The organism is Shewanella sp. 492 (genome assembly GCF_059338445.1).
The window spans coordinates 3753762-3770991 of record NZ_CM181702.1 but is presented as its reverse complement, the minus strand read 5'-3'; the positions used below and the strand labels follow the sequence as shown (position 1 = coordinate 3770991).

Annotated in this window: 19 protein-coding genes; 10 read left to right on the top strand and 9 right to left on the bottom strand. The window is 48.8% G+C overall.

The genetic code is table 11. From position 1 onward, the window contains the following. Positions 1–11 precede the first annotated feature (11 nt). On the top strand, positions 12–689 hold the full coding sequence (locus tag AC5YBX_RS16595; RefSeq protein WP_494524091.1) for a DMSO/selenate family reductase complex B subunit: 678 nt from the start codon (positions 12–14) through the stop codon (positions 687–689). Between the two features lie 73 nt (positions 690–762). Then, complete coding sequence (locus AC5YBX_RS16590) at positions 763–1473, top strand: TorD/DmsD family molecular chaperone (RefSeq protein ID WP_494524090.1); 711 nt, start codon at positions 763–765, stop codon at positions 1471–1473. Positions 1474–1617: 144 nt separating this feature from the next. On the opposite strand, the gene AC5YBX_RS16585 is transcribed toward AC5YBX_RS16590, so the two are convergent. The 5 genes from AC5YBX_RS16585 to menD all read right to left on the bottom strand — a co-directional run bounded on the left by AC5YBX_RS16585 (position 1618) and on the right by menD (position 7483). Further along, the gene (locus AC5YBX_RS16585; RefSeq protein WP_494524089.1) at positions 1618–2163 is read right to left on the bottom strand and encodes a hypothetical protein; all 546 of its coding nucleotides are present in this window, start codon (positions 2161–2163) and stop codon (positions 1618–1620) included. Between the two features lie 276 nt (positions 2164–2439). After that, positions 2440–3849 carry an o-succinylbenzoate--CoA ligase gene (gene menE / locus AC5YBX_RS16580; protein ID WP_494520629.1) on the bottom strand — a complete coding sequence of 470 codons (1410 nt, stop codon included), beginning with the start codon at positions 3847–3849 and terminating at the stop codon, positions 2440–2442. A gap of 8 nt (positions 3850–3857) precedes the next feature. Continuing rightward, positions 3858–4895: an o-succinylbenzoate synthase gene (menC, locus tag AC5YBX_RS16575; RefSeq protein ID WP_494524088.1), complete on the bottom strand. Its 1038-nt coding sequence runs from the start codon at positions 4893–4895 to the stop codon at positions 3858–3860. Positions 4896–5003: 108 nt separating this feature from the next. Continuing rightward, the gene (gene menH, locus AC5YBX_RS16570) at positions 5004–5804 is read right to left on the bottom strand and encodes a 2-succinyl-6-hydroxy-2,4-cyclohexadiene-1-carboxylate synthase (RefSeq protein ID WP_494524087.1); all 801 of its coding nucleotides are present in this window, start codon (positions 5802–5804) and stop codon (positions 5004–5006) included. After that, positions 5786–7483 (bottom strand): 2-succinyl-5-enolpyruvyl-6-hydroxy-3-cyclohexene-1-carboxylic-acid synthase, encoded by a 1698-nt coding sequence (menD, locus tag AC5YBX_RS16565; protein ID WP_494524086.1) that lies wholly within the window; start codon positions 7481–7483, stop codon positions 5786–5788. Before menD ends, menH begins: the two co-directional genes overlap by 19 nt. A gap of 361 nt (positions 7484–7844) precedes the next feature. On the opposite strand from menD, the gene AC5YBX_RS16560 reads away from it, so the two are divergent. Continuing rightward, positions 7845–8831: a LysR family transcriptional regulator gene (locus AC5YBX_RS16560; RefSeq protein WP_494520633.1), complete on the top strand. Its 987-nt coding sequence runs from the start codon at positions 7845–7847 to the stop codon at positions 8829–8831. Here the strand turns inward: AC5YBX_RS16560 and AC5YBX_RS16555 are convergent. After that, complete coding sequence (locus tag AC5YBX_RS16555) at positions 8779–9816, bottom strand: LysR family transcriptional regulator (RefSeq protein WP_494520634.1); 1038 nt, start codon at positions 9814–9816, stop codon at positions 8779–8781. The two genes, AC5YBX_RS16560 and AC5YBX_RS16555, sit on opposite strands and share 53 nt — an antisense overlap. A gap of 456 nt (positions 9817–10272) precedes the next feature. Here AC5YBX_RS16555 and AC5YBX_RS16550 point away from each other — a divergent pair, with 456 nt between their 5' ends. The 5 genes from AC5YBX_RS16550 to AC5YBX_RS16530 all read left to right on the top strand — a co-directional run bounded on the left by AC5YBX_RS16550 (position 10273) and on the right by AC5YBX_RS16530 (position 13260). Then, complete coding sequence (locus tag AC5YBX_RS16550) at positions 10273–10773, top strand: DUF2726 domain-containing protein (protein ID WP_494520635.1); 501 nt, start codon at positions 10273–10275, stop codon at positions 10771–10773. 83 nt (positions 10774–10856) lie between these two features. Beyond that, the gene (locus AC5YBX_RS16545) at positions 10857–11348 is read left to right on the top strand and encodes a cytochrome c3 family protein (RefSeq protein ID WP_494524085.1); all 492 of its coding nucleotides are present in this window, start codon (positions 10857–10859) and stop codon (positions 11346–11348) included. Next, positions 11335–12012 (top strand): 4Fe-4S dicluster domain-containing protein, encoded by a 678-nt coding sequence (locus AC5YBX_RS16540; protein WP_494524084.1) that lies wholly within the window; start codon positions 11335–11337, stop codon positions 12010–12012. Before AC5YBX_RS16545 ends, AC5YBX_RS16540 begins: the two co-directional genes overlap by 14 nt. Further along, a complete protein-coding gene (gene nrfD, locus AC5YBX_RS16535) occupies positions 12009–12950 on the top strand; it encodes a cytochrome c nitrite reductase subunit NrfD (protein ID WP_494520638.1) in 942 nt (313 codons plus the stop codon). The genes AC5YBX_RS16540 and nrfD overlap by 4 nt, the downstream gene beginning before the upstream one ends. Before the next feature lie 16 nt (positions 12951–12966). Beyond that, the gene (locus AC5YBX_RS16530; protein WP_475515599.1) at positions 12967–13260 is read left to right on the top strand and encodes a cytochrome c3 family protein; all 294 of its coding nucleotides are present in this window, start codon (positions 12967–12969) and stop codon (positions 13258–13260) included. Positions 13261–13326: 66 nt separating this feature from the next. On the opposite strand, the gene AC5YBX_RS16525 is transcribed toward AC5YBX_RS16530, so the two are convergent. Then, the gene (locus tag AC5YBX_RS16525) at positions 13327–13758 is read right to left on the bottom strand and encodes an Lrp/AsnC family transcriptional regulator (protein WP_475515600.1); all 432 of its coding nucleotides are present in this window, start codon (positions 13756–13758) and stop codon (positions 13327–13329) included. A 157-nt stretch (positions 13759–13915) separates the two neighbouring features. Here AC5YBX_RS16525 and yjeH point away from each other — a divergent pair, with 157 nt between their 5' ends. Next, entirely contained in the window at positions 13916–15181 is a 1266-nt protein-coding gene (gene yjeH, locus AC5YBX_RS16520) for an L-methionine/branched-chain amino acid transporter (RefSeq protein WP_494520639.1), read from the top strand. 80 nt (positions 15182–15261) lie between these two features. Here the strand turns inward: yjeH and AC5YBX_RS16515 are convergent, their stop codons facing one another. Then, positions 15262–15717, bottom strand: coding sequence for a tellurite resistance TerB family protein (locus tag AC5YBX_RS16515; RefSeq protein ID WP_494524842.1), 456 nt, complete (start codon positions 15715–15717; stop codon positions 15262–15264). A 97-nt stretch (positions 15718–15814) separates the two neighbouring features. Further along, positions 15815–16333 (bottom strand): DUF2780 domain-containing protein, encoded by a 519-nt coding sequence (locus AC5YBX_RS16510; protein WP_494524841.1) that lies wholly within the window; start codon positions 16331–16333, stop codon positions 15815–15817. 164 nt (positions 16334–16497) lie between these two features. Between AC5YBX_RS16510 and AC5YBX_RS16505 the strand changes: the two genes are divergently transcribed. Continuing rightward, the gene (locus AC5YBX_RS16505) at positions 16498–17211 is read left to right on the top strand and encodes a hypothetical protein (RefSeq protein WP_475515602.1); all 714 of its coding nucleotides are present in this window, start codon (positions 16498–16500) and stop codon (positions 17209–17211) included. Positions 17212–17230 lie beyond the last annotated feature (19 nt).

Genomic DNA, 17230 nt, shown 5'->3' with positions numbered 1-17230 from the left:
AGTAGTGAATTATGACTGAATCAACTCAATACGGTTTTTATGTAGACAGCACTAAATGTACCGGCTGTAAAGCCTGTCATGTCTCTTGCAAAGACCGTCAAAGCAATAACATTCGTAATAACAGTAATCCACAAGATAATAGCTTGCCTGCGCTAAATGGGGTCACTTGGCGTCGTGTTTATGAATACGGCGGCGGCGATTGGACTGTCGGCAACAACGGCAGTTTCGAGCAAAATGTCTTTGCTTACTACATGTCGATCGGCTGTAACCATTGCTCTGAGCCGGTATGCGTTAAGGCGTGCCCAACCGGTGCCATGCATAAGCGCCGTGAAGACGGTCTGGTACTGGTGGCTGAAGATATCTGTATCGGTTGTGAAAGCTGTGCTCGTGCTTGCCCATATGACGCGCCGCAGATCGACCGTGAGCGTAAAGTGATGACTAAGTGTGATGGCTGTTTTGAACGCATCGCCGATGGCCGTAAGCCTGTGTGTGTTGAGTCTTGCCCGCTGCGTGCGCTAGACTTTGACACCATGGATAATTTACGCGCTAAGTATGGCGATGGTGACGGGCATATTGCGCCACTGCCATCACCGTCAATTACATCACCTAACCTGATCATCAAGGCCAATGTTAACGGTCGTCCCGCAGGCAGCGGTGAAGGTAGCATCTTAAATCCATCAGAGGTTTAAGCGTTACATTTTAGTCTTTAAGTGGTATTTAAGCGGCGGGCAATTTAAGCCCGCTTAGCTTGTAAGGTAAATCATGTCTTCAAAAGTAGAGTCTGTCAGTAAAGCGCCTTTAGCCTCAATCGATTTAGAGGCATATCAAGGCTTAGCGCGCATCTTGCATCATTGTTTAATCCGTTATCCAGATGCCGAATTGGTGCAAGGATTAGCAGAGTGTGATGTCGCTGCTAGCTGGCCGGTATTTGCGCAGCGCCCGCAAAATACCCAAGGGCGAGCCTTGCTAGGTGAGTATTTACAGCGCTGGGTGGCTGCGCAGTCAGACCCGAGTGACGAAGCACAACTGGTTGACCTTAAACTGGATTATGGCCAGCTATTTTTTGGTCCGGGTGAGCCTAATGCCGTGCCGCAAGGGTCGGTCTATTTGGGCGAGGAGCAGTTGCTCAACGACAAATCGACCATGGCGCTAATGGCGTTTTATCGTGCTCACGGGGTAGAGGTTAAGGTGGATTTTCCACAGCCTTTAGATCATATCGGTCTGTTTTTTGCGGTGTTGGATCAAACCTTTGGTCGCCTAAGCCAAGAGCCTGAAAATGATGCACTGGTGCGTTTTACCCAAGTGTTACTGCAGCAACACCTGTTGCCGTGGGCACCGCGTTGTTTCGCCTTAGCTTATGAGTACGCCACCACAGATTTTTATCGTGGCTTAGCCTTGCTTGGCAGCGACTTCTTGGTGCAGTTACAACAAGATTTTCAACTACTGCCGAAAGAGACCCGCTTGTATCGTTAAGCATGGGTATCGTTATGCATCTGTGGCGATAAAGGTATTGATAATGCCCGCGTTGGCTCACGAGTGAGTTAACGCGCTCGTCGCCGAGTGCAATACAAGGTCAGACGAACAAGCCCGCTCTCGATAAGAGAGCGGGCTTTTTATTTAGCTGGGGTTGCGGCCCATATTGCGGCTCACCTGACGCTGTTGGCTGCGCGCCAGCTCTAACTGAGTATGAATAGTTTGCAATAAGTGGCATAGCTGCTTGCCATTATCGCTGAGCTCACTTGCGCCTAACAGGTGATGCTCAACGGGCTCATCGCGTGGCTCGCTAAGCGTGTTGGCCTGTTTGGCAGGACTTTTTTGCAGCTCGACACTCCACTGGTTGGCGATGGTAAGGATCAGGTGTTCGGCTTGGCTCAGTTGGCCCTGCTCTAACTCTTTGACAAACAGCAGACGGCTGGCTTCGAACAAGCAGTGCAGGGTTAACTCAGGCGACAAGGCATGCTCTGCGGCATCTTCCATCGGCGGCAACCACACTGGTTGGCCTTGGGTAAAAACCAATGCGGATATGGTATGGGCGACCGTCTTTAATGAGGTGGCGCCACCAAACAGTTGCTGCACGTTAACTGATTGCAGCAAACTTAAACTGAGGCGATGGGCCAAGGTGGACTTAGTCCACTGCTGACCGATAGAGCGTATTAGTGTCATAGTGTAGCCAGTTTAGTGTCGGTTTAGTGTCATAGCTAAGTGACATAGTTAAGTGACATAGTTAAGTGACATAGCGTTTTAGCGTGAGTCAGTCATTCGCTACTGGGCTTAGCCCTGTCACATAGTGCGTATTATGCGCCTAGCGCTGTGGGGCAACAAGCCTTGGCGGCCAGCGCTTAAGCAGAGTGTGACTTCAGTGTGGCAAAGGTGACCGGCTAAAGGAGACAAGCCAGGCTGTTAACGTCGGGCCGTTAAAGCCAGGCTGAAGTGAAGCCGTTAAAACTGAGTCTGCTGAGCCAGCGCCGCCTCAATCAGCTGCTTACGTGGCACCTTTAAACTGGTGCTGGTGATATCAGGCCAAGGGTAATAACGGCGCGGGCGTTTAAAGCTGGCAATATACTGGCGCACAAAATCATCCAGCGGGGCGACATCGCTAATGCTGCCGTTGATAATGGCCGCTGGCAGGAAGCCAAATTCACTGTCTGGTATTGGAAATACAATTGCATCGGTGATTGCAGGGTGGCGCTTAAGGGCGGCCTCAATCTCTTCGGGTTGCACATTTTCGCCGCCACAGACAAACATGTTGTCGGCGCGGCCGCTGATCACCAGATCGCCATCCTTATCCCAATAGCCCAAATCTTGGGTATCGAACCAGCCTTGCTCATCGAGCGGGCGCCATAAACTGTTACCGCCATCATGGGTTAGATAGCCTAAAAACAGGGTGTCTCCCTTAACCAAGATCTTGTGGTCAACAATAGTTAGCTCGCGCCCATTTAATAACTTGCCGCTACTGCCTTTGCTGGTGGCGAGCCCGGTGGTAATTTGCGATGCCATCTCGGTCATGCCGTAGCTGGTGTAGGCGTTAATGGCTAGCGGCGCCAGTTGTTGTAGTAACGATGGCGCGATAGCGCCGCCCCCCAGTAGCAGGGCTTTGACGTGGCGTAGCGCCTGTTTATCTTGCTGTAGCAGCCGCACCAGTTGGGTGGCGACCAGTGACAGGTGAGTCAGGGGCTGTTGCTGCAATTGTTCCGTTAAGGTGAGCTCGGCTGTCGGCAGCGTGATGGCGGCGCCAGCCAAGACGCAGCGATTGACGATGGCGAGTCCGCCGATATGAAATAGTGGCAAAGACAGTAACCAGTTATCACCTTGAGCAATTGGGATCACCTCGCGAGCGCCCTGTGCGCTGGCAATATGATTGGCCAAACAATGCACCGCCGCCTTAGGCTGGCCACTGCTGCCTGAGGTGAGAATAACGTTGCAGGGTCGCTGGTGGTCGATAGGCTGAGGAGCCGTGGCTGCGCGGGCGCTAAAGTCCACGACTAATCCCGCGCTTGGCAGTAGATGCTGATAAGCAGCTTGAGCCCAACTATGGCGCAGGCCATATTGCATGCTCAAACTGGCGATTTGCTGTGCAGGGAAACGAGGTGATAAGGGACAAAATATCACGCCAGCGTCGACGCAAGCCCAATATAAGATAACCAGTTCTAGCGAGTTATTATCGATACAGCCGAGGCGATCGCCAAGCCTTACTCCTTGCTGGGTGAGTTGCCGCGCGCAGGCGCAAACCGCCTGACTGAGCGCCTGATAACTGATGCTGTGATACTGGTTTTGCGCCCAATAATAGAGTGCCACCTGCTGTGGATAGTGTTTGGCGGCAAGATGCAGTGGCGAGTGTACTTGGGGCATCTGAGCTCCTATACGCTGTAAAGCAAGGTTAAATCGTCGAGATTGAGGCAGCGCGCCTTATCACTGGGCTCGAGTAAATCGCAGCTAAAGGCACGCAGGGTGTCTAGTCCGGGCACTTCATCTGGAGTGCATGCTTGGCTAATGCAGCGCAGTGCATTGATGCCTAAGCTCGCCTCTAAACTGGAACTGATGATCACCCGCACGCCGTGCTGCTGGGCGGTGTCGATGATCGTCTGTAAGCGGCTTAAGGTGCCCAGTAACATAGGCTTAATCACTAAGGCACTAAGGCCCGCCTGCATGGTAAATTGATAACGCGGATCGTTAAGGCTCTCATCGAGGGCATAAGGGATCCCTAATGTATTGAATAACAGCGGATTGTGGTTCGGATCGCGGCATGGTTCTTCAATATATTCAATGGCATCTAAGGGCAAGCAAGCTAAAAAGTCGATGGCATCTTGCAGTTTAAAGCTGCGATTGGCATCGAGGCGCAGTTTGAGATCGGGGCGGATCGCCAAAATTTGATGAATTAATTGGATCTCCTCCATCATTGAGGTTTGCCCCACCTTCACCTTAACCGCATGCACCTGACGGTCGAGTAGAGCGACTCGCTGGCCAACCTCGGCTATGGGCTCATCTTGATGACGGTAGATAAGCGGCACTGTGCGAGGTAAAGCTCGGTGCGCCAACAGGCTAGGGAGTAGCCCCGACAACTTGGTGTGTAACAGGCTTAAACCATAGGCGAGTGAGGCCATGGTCGTGTGCTCGGCAAGGTCAAGCAGGGCATCAAGCGGTTGGCCCGGTAGCGATGGCATGGCGGCGACGAGCGCGTCAATCACCTGCTCGAGTCGCTCTTGGCTAAAGCCCGTTAAGGGTTGACCGTCGACATCGACACCCGACAACGGCGCAATTTCAACTACCTCGCAGCCCAGCGCTGTGCTGGCCTGTAACACTAGGCCTTCGCGGCTATCGATACGTTGATTACCCACAGGTAATAGGGTTTCGAGTGGAATATGGTAGCGATACAGGTTAAGGGTTAACAGTGTCATGTACGATCCTTTTGGGGGGCAAAGGCGCTTTAATTGGCAAACAAATGCGTGCTCAGCTTATTGTGCTACGGGCGCGATTTCAAGTGCGGTGCCATCTCACTGGGCTGCCTAGGTGTCTGTCATGGTGAGTTGCTCAATTAAGGTGGTGCAAAAGGCATCACAGCAACTTAGGTGAATATTGTGGCCGCCATGCTCAAAGCGATGCAGAGTGAGGGGCGCGCGTTGTTGCCATGCTGTGGCTAACGCAGCAAATTTATCATCTTGGCCACCGACATAATAATGCCAAGGCACGCCAAGTTGATGGGGTAAGCAGGACAGATCTTGCTGTAAGCCGAGTGAGGTCGGCAGGTAAATCTGTTGCAGCGCCGCCAACTTATTGTGGCTGCGACGTTGAATGAGCTGCGCGCGCGCGCTATCACTCAGATCGCTAAAGACGGTTTGGCGATACCACAAGTTAAGAAACTCGTTGAGCGACATCTGTAGCATGCGCTCATGCCACTGTTTATCACTGTGCAAGCGCTGCTCGCGTAGCGCCTGACTGGTCAGCCCGGGGTGGCACGACTCTAAGTTGACACTTAAGATCTGCTGCGGCATGAGCTGTGCCAGATGCAGGGCGATGCGCCCACCGAGGGAGTAACCTAGCAAGTGAAAGGTCTCGATATTAAGCGCTGTGAGTGTACGGCGGATCAAGCTGGCGACCTGCATAAAGCCCGGCGACGGCAGCGCTAGACTCGGGCTATCGCCATGGCTAGGCAGATCGAGACAGACACAGTAAACATGCTGGCTCAGACGCGGCATCAAGTCTTGCCAGTCCTGTTTATCGCCCAGCAGCCCATGTAGCAATACCAAACAGGGATTAGTGGGCTGGCCATAACAGCGCGAGGCGAGCATTAGCTTTGCTTGATCCATGAGGCGAGCTGCGCTATCTGCGAGCTGGCTTGATCTTGAGCCACGTTGACCTCAATCACCGAAGTGCCCTGATGGTTAATCGCCTCTTGATAGACCTCATTAAAGGCGTTGATGTCGTCAACTTGGTTATAGGCTAAGCCAAACATGGCCGCGGCGTAACCAAACTCTAAGCCATGGGCAAGGCGGTAATATTCGCTGCGCAGCTTTTCGTCGGGTACAGGCAATAAATTAAAGATATTGCCGCCATCATTATTGAGGATCACGATAACCAGTGGGCCGTTATGTTTGGCGGCAATGGCGAGTGAATTAAGGTCGTGCAGTTGCGATAAGTCGCCAATAATTAAGGTGGTCGGTTGTTTTTTATGGGCCGCAATGCCGCAGGCGGTCGCTAATAAACCGTCGATACCCGACGCGCCGCGGTTAGTGTAAATACTTGCCATGGTGGCCGTGGTGGGGGCAAACATATCGTACAGGCGCACCGGTAAGCTATTACCAATAAACAGTTGCTTATCGGTGTGCATCGCAATGGCGCGTACCACCTGAGCTTCGCCAAATTCCCCTTGATCGATCTGCTGCTCAAATAGGCTAGCCAAGCGTTGATTTAACTCGATTAATTGCACCGCCCAGTTGGCCTGTGACGAGCGTGGCCAAGCTAATTGGCTAAAGGCTGTTACCGGGCAAAGCCAAATCTGTTTTGCAGTATGGCTAGAGTCTAACCGCTGCTGGTGGGGTAGTACTTGCCAATAGTTCTTCCATTTCTGTTCGGCTAAGTAGTTAATTAAGCGTTTTGACAGTAGGCGCCCACCAAACACCAGTACTTTTTCAGCCTGTTGTAACAGTGATTTAGCCTTAGGTTGCAGCAGCAGTTGGTCGATATTGCCTATGGCAGCGCCATGTTGTCTCAATTGAGATTGGGCATCGGTGAGGATCGGCCAGCCCAACTTGTGCGCCAGCTCGATAATTAATTCGGGCTGCTCATGGGGCGCTAAGGTGCCCACCACAATGACGCCTTTACCATGGACAAAGCGCGCTAAGGCATCGCTACTGGGCGTGCTGTGCAGCTGCGCCTTAGCATATTGGCTAAAGGGCTGCGAAGTATGCTGCCAATTACCCAGCGTACTCAGGTAGTGAGTAAAATCGGCGCTCATGGTGCCAGGGTACAGCGGCTCGCGATACATGCAATTGATATGCACTGGCTGAGTCTGGTTGGCAATGGCGCTATCGATAGTGGTCAGCAGCGCCTCTGGGCGGATCTGTAGATCTGGCGTCGGCAGGTTAATTTGCTCAGCGTAATGACCAAAAATAGCGGGTTGGATAATGGCTTGATTCGCGCCGCAATCGAGTAATTCTGGCGGTCTATCGCCCGATAATACGATCAGTGGCACATGGGTGAGCCAAGCTTCAACGATGGCAGGATAAAGGTTAGCCACAGCCGTGCCGGAAGTGGTAATAATGGCCACGGGAGCACGACTGGCCTTGGCTAACCCTAGCGCCATAAAACCTAATCCACGCTCGTCGAAATGCAGATGCTGCTTCAGTTTAGTCTGCTTTGCCGCCGCTAAGGTGAGTGGCGTAGAGCGAGAACCCGGCGCCATGCAGACATGCTGCACCCCAAGGCGTGCTAATTCTTCGAGGAGTATCGATCCCCACAATAAGTTGAGCTCGGCTGTTTTATCCATTGATCACGATGAAGTTTTTAAGATTTCGATTAAGGTTAGTGTAACGCGATTTAAGGATTAGGAGTAAGGCTTAGCTCGCGATATCACACTTTAGCGCAAAAGGCGTCTTGCGAGTGATGTTAATCGCGTCATTGATAGCGCATTAATACAAGTCGTTAACTTTGTAATTGAATTGTTTTGATTGTGAGTTTGATGAAAGTTATTGGCGTTTTAATCATCAATTGTTTGGTGGTTTTATGCCCTAGTGCGCATAATTGCGTTTCACTATGCGTAATCGACAAATGTTTGATTTAGCCGAGCAATAACCTAAATTTAACTGTGATAATCTTAGCCGATATGGATATGGGCTAGGATTAAGGTAATGATTAAAAAGGAACTTTGTAAACTCGACTATTTTACACTTAGGGTCCTCATCGGCTTATTCGAATATCAAAATGGTTCTGTGGTGGCCGAGCAATTGAATACCACTCAGCCTAAGGTGAGCCGTGCCTTGAGCTGTCTGCGCGAATGGATGAAAGATGAGCTATTTGTACGCCAGCAATATGGTTTGCAGCCTAACGCCATGGCCGAAAAACTCTATCCTTTAGCCAAGGCGATAGTGGCCGCTTATGATGAGATGAGTATTGCCATACATCATAGGCAGCCCCAGCAGAGTGAATTGACCATCGCAGCGCAAGAGCATCAAGCTGGTTTGTTTACCGAGGCGGTGCAAGAGGTGTGTCAGTTGTTAGAGCGTAATGTCACCATCAATATGCAGCAGTGGAGCGATAATGCGCCTAGCCTTATTGCCCAAGGTAAAATTGATTATGGCGTGGGGATTAATGCGGACCTGCATCAATCGATTGAAAGTGTCGATTTGGGTGAGGTGAAATACCGTTATATTATCGCTAAAAAAGATCACCCCATCTTTAGTCAAACCTTGTCGCTGCCTACATTATTTACTCATCGTTTTGTGTTTATCAATTATTCATTGATTGGCGGCAAGCGTCATTGGCTCGAAGATCTGGCGCAAAAGTTAGGCGTCAATCTGGCGGTTAGCTTGAAAACATCGAGCCTCAATGTGGCACTGGATCATGTCGCCCATTGCGATGATATTTGTTGGATTGCATCGGCGCTCGCGCCGCAGTTTGTTCGCCAGCGTCCGGAGCTGGCTATGATGAATGTGTCTACATTTTTTAATCGTGAATGCCGTGATTCAAATCGGTTTGTGCCTTACCACTATTACCTACAATTTCATCATGGTAACGATAAGTTATTCACCTCTCATCTGTTGGCTAATCTGCAAGATAAAGTGGCTAAACTCCATCAGCACTGCCATCAACAGCAACAAGAGGCTGGCCAAAGTTAAGCTGCGCTGCAGAGGGATGCGGTTGACTACTGCTTTGGTGATAGGTATCGATAATGCTGTTGATCATCCATTGTAGTGGTTGACCATTATCGTCACTATTATAAACCAGCGTCAGCATGGGCGGTGCGATGCGGCTATAAACGCGGTTGGTTTCAAACTGAGACAGCTCACATGAATGCAAGCCATTAATATTTTCAGTGATCTCTGACTTCTCGTTGAATGGCAGCAGGGTGAGCGCTTGGCTATTTCTAAGGTAATCGAACAGGAAGTTGATATTCTTGGCTTCAACGTCACTGTGTAGCGCCAGTCCGCTAATATTACAGTACTCTTGAAATGGCGAAATCGCATTTTTGATACCACCGATATTGGGGTTAGCAAAAGGGTATTTTGCAATGGTTTCCAAGGTGATCTCTTGATGGTAAATATCATGATGCTCGTTAGCGATAAGCAGCAGTCGATTTAATGGCGACAGTGCGATGCTGTTAATATTGCTGAACTCATTGAGTTGAGCATTATTTCTGCTATAACATAAACCAATATCCACTTTGCCTTTGCTAATTTCATCCAGTGTTTTTGTACTCCAAGACTTAGATGAAACCGAAATTTGTTTACCCGCATCTCTAATATTATCTAAGATCCCTTTAGATAAGTTTAGATATAGCGGTGTCGGAATGGCTATATTAAAGTGTGTATTATTACATTCTACACTTTCATTTTTAAATGACTGTAGCGCTTTAGAACATTCGACAATTTCTTTGGCGACAGGATATATTTTGCTGGCGTAATCGTTTGGGATTAATCCATATCTTTTTCTAATAAATAATTCGTTGCCAAATATTTCGCGAGCATGTTTTAAACTGCGGCTTATTTTAGGTGCAGGTATGTTGAGCTTTTGAGATACAAAGGTGGCCGATTGATTTTCGTATAGGTGTACGAAAATATTTAGACATAGTAGATCCAGGTCGCTGAATATTATATCTCTCATTTAATATACCCCTTAAACATAAGTGTTCCTTTCCACATCATAAGGAACTTTATTTGTTATTTGTCTAAATCTATTAACTATTTTTGCTAAATGACACCTGTGTCACTTAATGGGTTATGCATATTATAAAATTGAGTTATTCTCATATTTAAATTCTTGCCGTTTTGATTTATTTTTATTTATACAGTGGCCGTGGCTTAAGGTTTTTATGTTTTTTGATGTTACACCACTGGTGTATATTATTATCCAGTTATCTAAATCTTATATTTGGCTTATATATGCTTTATATTTCTGTTTTCTATATTTTTAAAAATGGTATTATGACACCGCTTGTAATTGCTTGAAATAAGTATTGTTAGTTTTTCTTGTGTGATCCAGGTCAAGGTTTAGATTTTCTTGTTTATAAATAATGGCCATGCGTTAAAAATAATAACTGTTAGAATGTTGGAGATAATTATGAATGCTTCAGTTGTTTTTAGTTATGCCTTTGTTTATTTTGTTTTATTCGTGGTCGTGCCATTTGTATTAGTTACATTTGCAATGACCTGTATTAAATTTTTTAAATCTGAGGGCAAATCTGAGGGTAAAGCTTTTAAGTTTAAAGGAAGTAAGGTAAGTGCTAAGGCTCAAGTTTTTCTATCTAAACTAAGCGGTGCATTTAAAAATAAATACAGTGTGCTTTATGGTACCTGTTTAGACAGTATTTTGGACATTGATAATAATAAGGATGAGCAGGCACATGAATATTTAAGAGCCTGCCATTTAGATTATGTATTAGTGGACCCAGAATCGTCAGCGGTTAAGTTAGTTATTACCGATCCTGAGCATAACTCTCCCGAGAGAAACGCGTTTATTGATCACTCGCTAGCCGAAGTGGGCATCAAAGTACTTCACCTAGACACTAATGTGCCCTGCGATGAAGCCTTATTAACCCGCTCGTTGTCGATGGCTGCATAGCGTGTAGCGTGCTGAGGCAACGCTTCAGCACGTATTTTTCAGTTGTTAATTCAATTATCACTCTCATCTCGTGAGGACTCATTATGTCCATATTCAGCAAAACAGCGTTTTGCGCGGTGTCGATATCAGCTCTCTTATTGCTGAATATTGCGCCAGTGAAAGCCGAAGTGAACCGTCTGCAAATCAATCAAGATAAATGTGTTAAGTGCCATAAGCGTAACGGTTTAATGGCAGGTGTGCATGGTAATGATGCGTTGGCACTAACCTGCCAGAGTTGCCATGGCGAAAAGGGGAAACATCCTCGTCAACCGTCATTGATTATCGGTTTCAATGCCGAATCGAGCAGTAAAGTGACTACACAAGTGGACAGTTGCTCGCAATGCCATGATCACGATGTCCTCTATCAAGCCGATTGGACCCATGCCGTGCATTCAAACAAGGTTAGCTGTGCCAACTGCCATCAGCTTCACAGCGACTCCGATCCTATGATGACCCTAGCGACTGAAGAGCGCAGCGCCTTATGTGGCAAGTGTCATGGTGTTACCCCTAAGGAGAGTGATGATGAAAAACTCTAGACGTTTGTTTTTGAAATCCGCTTGCGCCTTAGTGGTGGGTGCTTCTGGTTACACCCTGGCGCAGGGCCCATTAGGTGAGGCGCAACAGGCGACTAAAAAATATGCCTTAATCCATGACGAAACTAAATGCATTGGCTGCGATGCTTGCCGTGTGGCGTGCCGCGAGGTTAATGATGTTCCCGAAGGGGTAACACGGCTGCGCATTGAACGTAAAGGCCCCTATGGCGAGTACCCAGAGCAATATTTTAAATTTACCCGTCACTCTTGCCAACACTGTGAAGACACCCCTTGCGTTAAGGTCTGCCCCACAGGCGCCGCGTATAAAGATGAGGCGACGGGCATTGTCAGTGTCGATGCGTGGAAATGCGTTGGCTGCCAGTACTGTATCGCGGCTTGCCCCTATCAAGTGCGTTTTATCAACCCTGTCACTAAGGCGGCCGATAAGTGTGATTTTTGTAAGGAGACGCGCTTAAAAGAGGGCAAATTGCCAGCCTGTGTTAGTGCCTGTCCGACCCAAGCGCTGACTTTTGGCGATCTGCAAGACCCCGATTCACAAGTGGTGCAGGTGTTAAAGCATACGCCTAACTATCGCACTAAGACCGAACTTGGGACGCGTCCTAAGTTGTTTCGTATTGGCTCACAAGACGGCGAGGTAAGGTTATGAGTCCATTCCATTTTGACGGCCTAGTGTGGCATTGGCCGATTGCGATTTACCTGTTTTTAGCTGGGGTGTCTGCCGGCGCGGTGTTTTTTGCCATTTTGCTAAAACAGTTCCGCTTAGGTGATGATGCCTATCGGTCTCCTTTCGTGCAGGCAGCGTGTATTATCGCGCCACTGAGTGTGTTTGCCGGATTGGGTATCTTGGTGATCGATCTCACCAAGCCGTTTGATTTTTGGAAGATATTGGTGTTTTACAACCCCACCTCAGTGATGTCGGTTGGGGTGGCGGTGTTGATGTTTTATCAAGCCATGCTATTTGCCTGGCTGGCATGTGTGTTTAAAAAACCCTTGCTCGCGTTTTGTGAGCAGCGCTGGCCACGTGTGCAACGCCTATTAAAGTGGCTGGTGAGTGCCGAAGCCAGCATTACCGGTATCTTGGCAATTTCGGCGGTGGCACTGGGGGCGTATACCGGCTTCTTACTGTCGGCGTTAACGACCTATCCCATGCTCAATAATCCGGTATTGCCCTTGCTGTTTCTGTTCTCTGGTCTCTCCTCTGGTGCGGCAGGTACACTGCTCGGTGGCGTGCTGATGAAGGGGAGTCCAGATGGCAAAGAGGTGCACTTTATCCACAATATAGAGATCCCGATTATTTTGGTGGAAATGGTGTTGATTTTTACCTTCTTTGTCGGATTGATATTGAGTGGCGGAGCCAGCAAGTTAGCCGCCTTTAGGGCGATAGGCGAAGGCTTCTGGGGCTGGGTATTCTGGGGAGGAATTGTGTTTGTAGGCTTGAGTCTGCCGCTGGCCTTTAACCTCTTTATGAAAGCCTCGGCTAAGCGTAAGTTTTCTTATGTAGCGGTTACGGCCATGTGTAGTTTGATGGGCGTATTATTGCTGCGCAACTTCATTCTTTACACCGGTCAAATGACAGTGGCCTAGCCGTTGGAGAGCTGCGATGTACAAATTGGGATTAGGAGCGCTACTGCTGTGTCTCGCCTTAATGGTACAGGCGCAATCGGTGGTCGATACTCATATGCTTAATGGCGATTGTGAAACGTGCCATGAAAATGGCGAGCCATCGATTAACAATGAGGTTGAAAACCGTGCCTGTATTGAGTGTCACGGCAGTGTCGATACCCTTGATGGCCCTTATCATCAGTCACATTCCTATTTGATGATGTGCAGCGATTGTCATAAGGTACATGCCTCTACGCCAGTCACTGACAGCTGCATGCGCTGCCATCACTGATAAGGCTTATCGGTCCCATTAGTCGCTCGCCACTCGGTGATTGACTAGTGGGGTTGCCCCAACTATTTATTGCGCGCGGTTGTCTATCCACTCACTCATCACCACGTGGGTTTTAATTTTAATGATGTTGTTTTGGGCATCGATATGTTCACGAATTTCATGTAAGCGTTTCATCGAACTGGCCTGCACATACACCAGCAGATCCATGTCGCCGGTGATCCCGCGGCATGTGACCACTTCGGGTATCGACTGAAACACATGCACCACATCGGCACTCTGACGGCATTGATGCTGGATCTCAAAATAAGCCGACACCCCCTCTTTTTGTGACTCACTGAGCAGAACCTGATAACCGCGAATAATGCCGCTTTGTTCCAGTTTTTTAATCCGTTCAGATACGGCGCTGCGCGACAGGCTGACTTTGTCGGCAATATGTGACACGCTCTGGCGTGCATCTTGGCGTAATGCGCTGATGATTGCTTTATCAAATTTATCCATCGAGTGTCTCTTATGCGGCGGCGACGATTTGTCGGTCAAAAGGCAAAATGACGTCAAAATGGCGGTCGCCATAGGAACATCGACGCAATGCTATGACAGTTTGTTGCGTCACACAAGTCTATACTAATGGCCATTAACCACCTTTACAGATAACAAGATGACTCATATTCAAGGCAGCATAGGGCGTTGGCAGGGGGCAGGTTTAATGGCCACCACTTTGCTGGGTACCGGGGTATTTATTTTACCGCAGATGACGATTGATACCGCGGGCACGGGCGCTATATTGGCGTGGATATTACTGACCTTAGCCATTATTCCGGTGTCGCTGGTCTTTGGCCGATTAGCCGGCGTCTTTCCTCATGCGGCGGGGCCAGCTTACTTTATTGAAAAGGCGTTTGGCCGCACCGCTGGGCGCACCATAGGCTTGATCTTTTTGTTGGTGATCCCTTTAGGGGCACCAGCGGCGGTGTTAATGACATTTCAGTTCGTTAATGAATTGGTGGCCCTGTCTGGCTGGCAGCAAGTGTTTACTGAGTTGGGGTTACTCTTGTTGCTTTTGGTCTTGAACCTTAGGGGGATCCAAGTCTCGGCTAAGTTGCAGTTTGCACTAACGCTGGCCATTGTGACCGTGGTGGTGGTGATGTTTGGCGCCGGTGGCAGTCACCTTGGCGAATTTGAATTGGCAGCCCATCAAGCGGGTGGCGATATGAGCCTAGTGATGGCGGCCGCCGGTATCGCGTTTTGGAGTTTTTTGGGTATCGAAGCCATGACCCACCTAGCCAATGATTTTAAAGATCCTAAGAAAGACATGATGGCGGCGATGATTATCGGTACCGTCTTGGTTGGCTTAGTCTATGTGGCGTGTACGGCATTGTTACTGTTTGCGCCGCCCACTGATGGCCTTGCGATGGTAGCAGCATTTGATCAATTACTGGGAGGCTATGGCGCACAAGTGATTGGCATACTAGGTATTGCCGGTGGGTTGTCGACCGTTAATGTGTATACCGCCAGTGTGTCTAGGTTGATCTGGAGCTTTAGCTGTGAAGGGGTATTACCACGTTATTTTATGCAGTTAAATACCCATAGAGTGCCAGTGCGCGCACTGATAGCGGTATTGCTGACCATGGCGCTAGTGATTGTCCTTACCTACCTTTCGGGGCAAGAGCTGGAACACCTGATTGCCTGGACCAACGGCGTATTTGTGATTATCTATCTGGTTTCTATGATGGCAGCGGTTAAACTGCTGAGTAAGCGTTACCTGCCACTGGCAATGATGGGGATACTGTTTTGTTTGCTGATGATGCAGGCACTGGGCAATAACATGTGGTACGCCACAGGCTTAGTATTACTGGTGGCGCCTCTATTGTGGTGGCAAAAAAGCCATCTGGCACGTAAGTTAGCCCTTAGCTTAAATAAGCCATAGGTTATTCAAGCTAAGGGCGATTAAATCAATGGGGGTTATCGAGTCACCGCAAGGTTATCTCAAGCACATGTTACCAATGCTTATTGCGGCAGCTGGTTTATCGCCGCATTGCGCATCTGGATGAGCTCGCTGTGTTTGAGGTGCAGCAGATCTGCGGTGCGGCGTACTATCTGATCTTCATAACGGCACAGGTGGCCATCGGCATAGGCCAATTTCCACATGGCTAAGATCAGCTGCTGTTTTTCCGCTAAGTCGAACTGCTGGTTGATCTCGGCGGTGAACTCATACAGTGAGGTGGCATCTTGATGATTCGCCTTCGCCGTTGCTATCAGCTCATCAACCTCGCCCGGCGCTAACGACAGTGTGGTGGTCAGCAGGCTAGGCAGCAAGTGTAGCTCTTCGTCGCTCAGAGTGGCATCGGCATAGACCACCTCTAGCAGTAAACTCACTGCTGCAAGGTTAAGATGTTTGGCTTTTTCTTGCGGCGATACCGCTTGGCGCTCAGAAGCGAGCAACTGTTTTAGCTTTGCTATCATCATGATTCTCTTTTACTGCCTCGATATCGGTTAGAGCCCGATAAGAGGCAAGAGTTCACTATAACAGCAAAGCTGGATGTGGGCGTGGAGTCACTGGCTACAGGATTGCACCCAGTCCTTGTAGCAGCAGGTCGCTGGTACCAGCGCCGGCATTGGTGTCTAAATAACCTTTAATAATATCTACCATCGGCATGGCCAGCTGTTTAGAAATACCTAACTTTTCAAAGGCATCATAAACCTGCGCGCCACCTTGCAGCGAGGCCCCCAGATCGCCAGCCTGTGATAATAAGCCTGACATGCCCGAGCCGCTATCGGTTTGAGGTGCGGCGCCAAGTAACATATCTGCGCCCGGGATCGCCGCGGCAATCGGCGCAAAACTGTCGTTACCTAAAGTGGATTTCGCTAAGGAGAGCAGGCTGCCAAGGCCGCCTTCTGCTTGGTTTTGGTTGAGCCCGAGCTGCGACATGACAGTGCCAACCAGATCGTTATTTTGGGTCTGTGGCGCCGTTACTTGGGGTTCGGTTTTGTTGCTTAAATTATCGAGCCAGCCAGCGTGAACCGGGGCGTTGAAAGCGAGGGTACTGAGCAGTAACGGTATAACCTTGAAGAGCTTCATCACTTACCATCCTTTGGTAAATCAATTTAATGTGGCGCTAATATTAGCCTAAGTCGGCCAAGATTTCGTCGCTATTTTTAGACATCAGTTGTGCATTAGATAGGAAATTTCGGTATCCTGTGCGACCTAATTAGTTGGTTTATCATTATCTATTGGAACGACCTATGTCATTATCAGCGATTTTGACCGAAGCATATAACTTCTTTCGCAATCATATTAGTCAGTTAGCTATTTTAACCGTGCCTATTTTGTTTATTCAGGTGAGTATTCAATTATGGCTGGGAATGGAGATCAACAGTGCCGATTTAGAGAACCCACAGTTTGGTGCGTCTCATATGGTCGCTATGATGGTGTTGCTATTGGTATTTTCGGTGTTGATTGCATCGTTAACCCTGTTTATGGAAGTGAGATCCAATGGCCATGAGCCATCTAATGCCCTGATTTTAAAAACCAGTTTAAACTTTGTGCCGGGATTATTGCTGGCGGGTGTGATGTCAGGATTACTGATTTTAGCCCCGGTGATGTTGTTTGCCGCCTTTGGTCCCTTATGGCTAATCGGCTTGACCTTGAGCATCTATGTATTTGCGCGCCTCGCCTATGTTAACTTCATGGTGGTGGTTGAGCGATTAACGCCGCTTGAGGCGATTAAAGGCAGTTTCAAGTTTAGCTCTGCTATCGCCTTTAAAACGTTACTGGTATTAATGCTGTATATTCCCTTGTCTCTGCTGGGTGGCACCTTGTCGCAACTCGCCTCAGCAGTAGGCTTTCCGCTGATGTTGGTGGTCGAGGTGAGCGTGGCATTTATTGGGTTATTTGTTAACGTTGCGCTGTTTCGCTTATACATGGTGTCGCGTCCTAGCGTCGATGAGCACGTGTAGCGAGTGTTTATATAAGGGC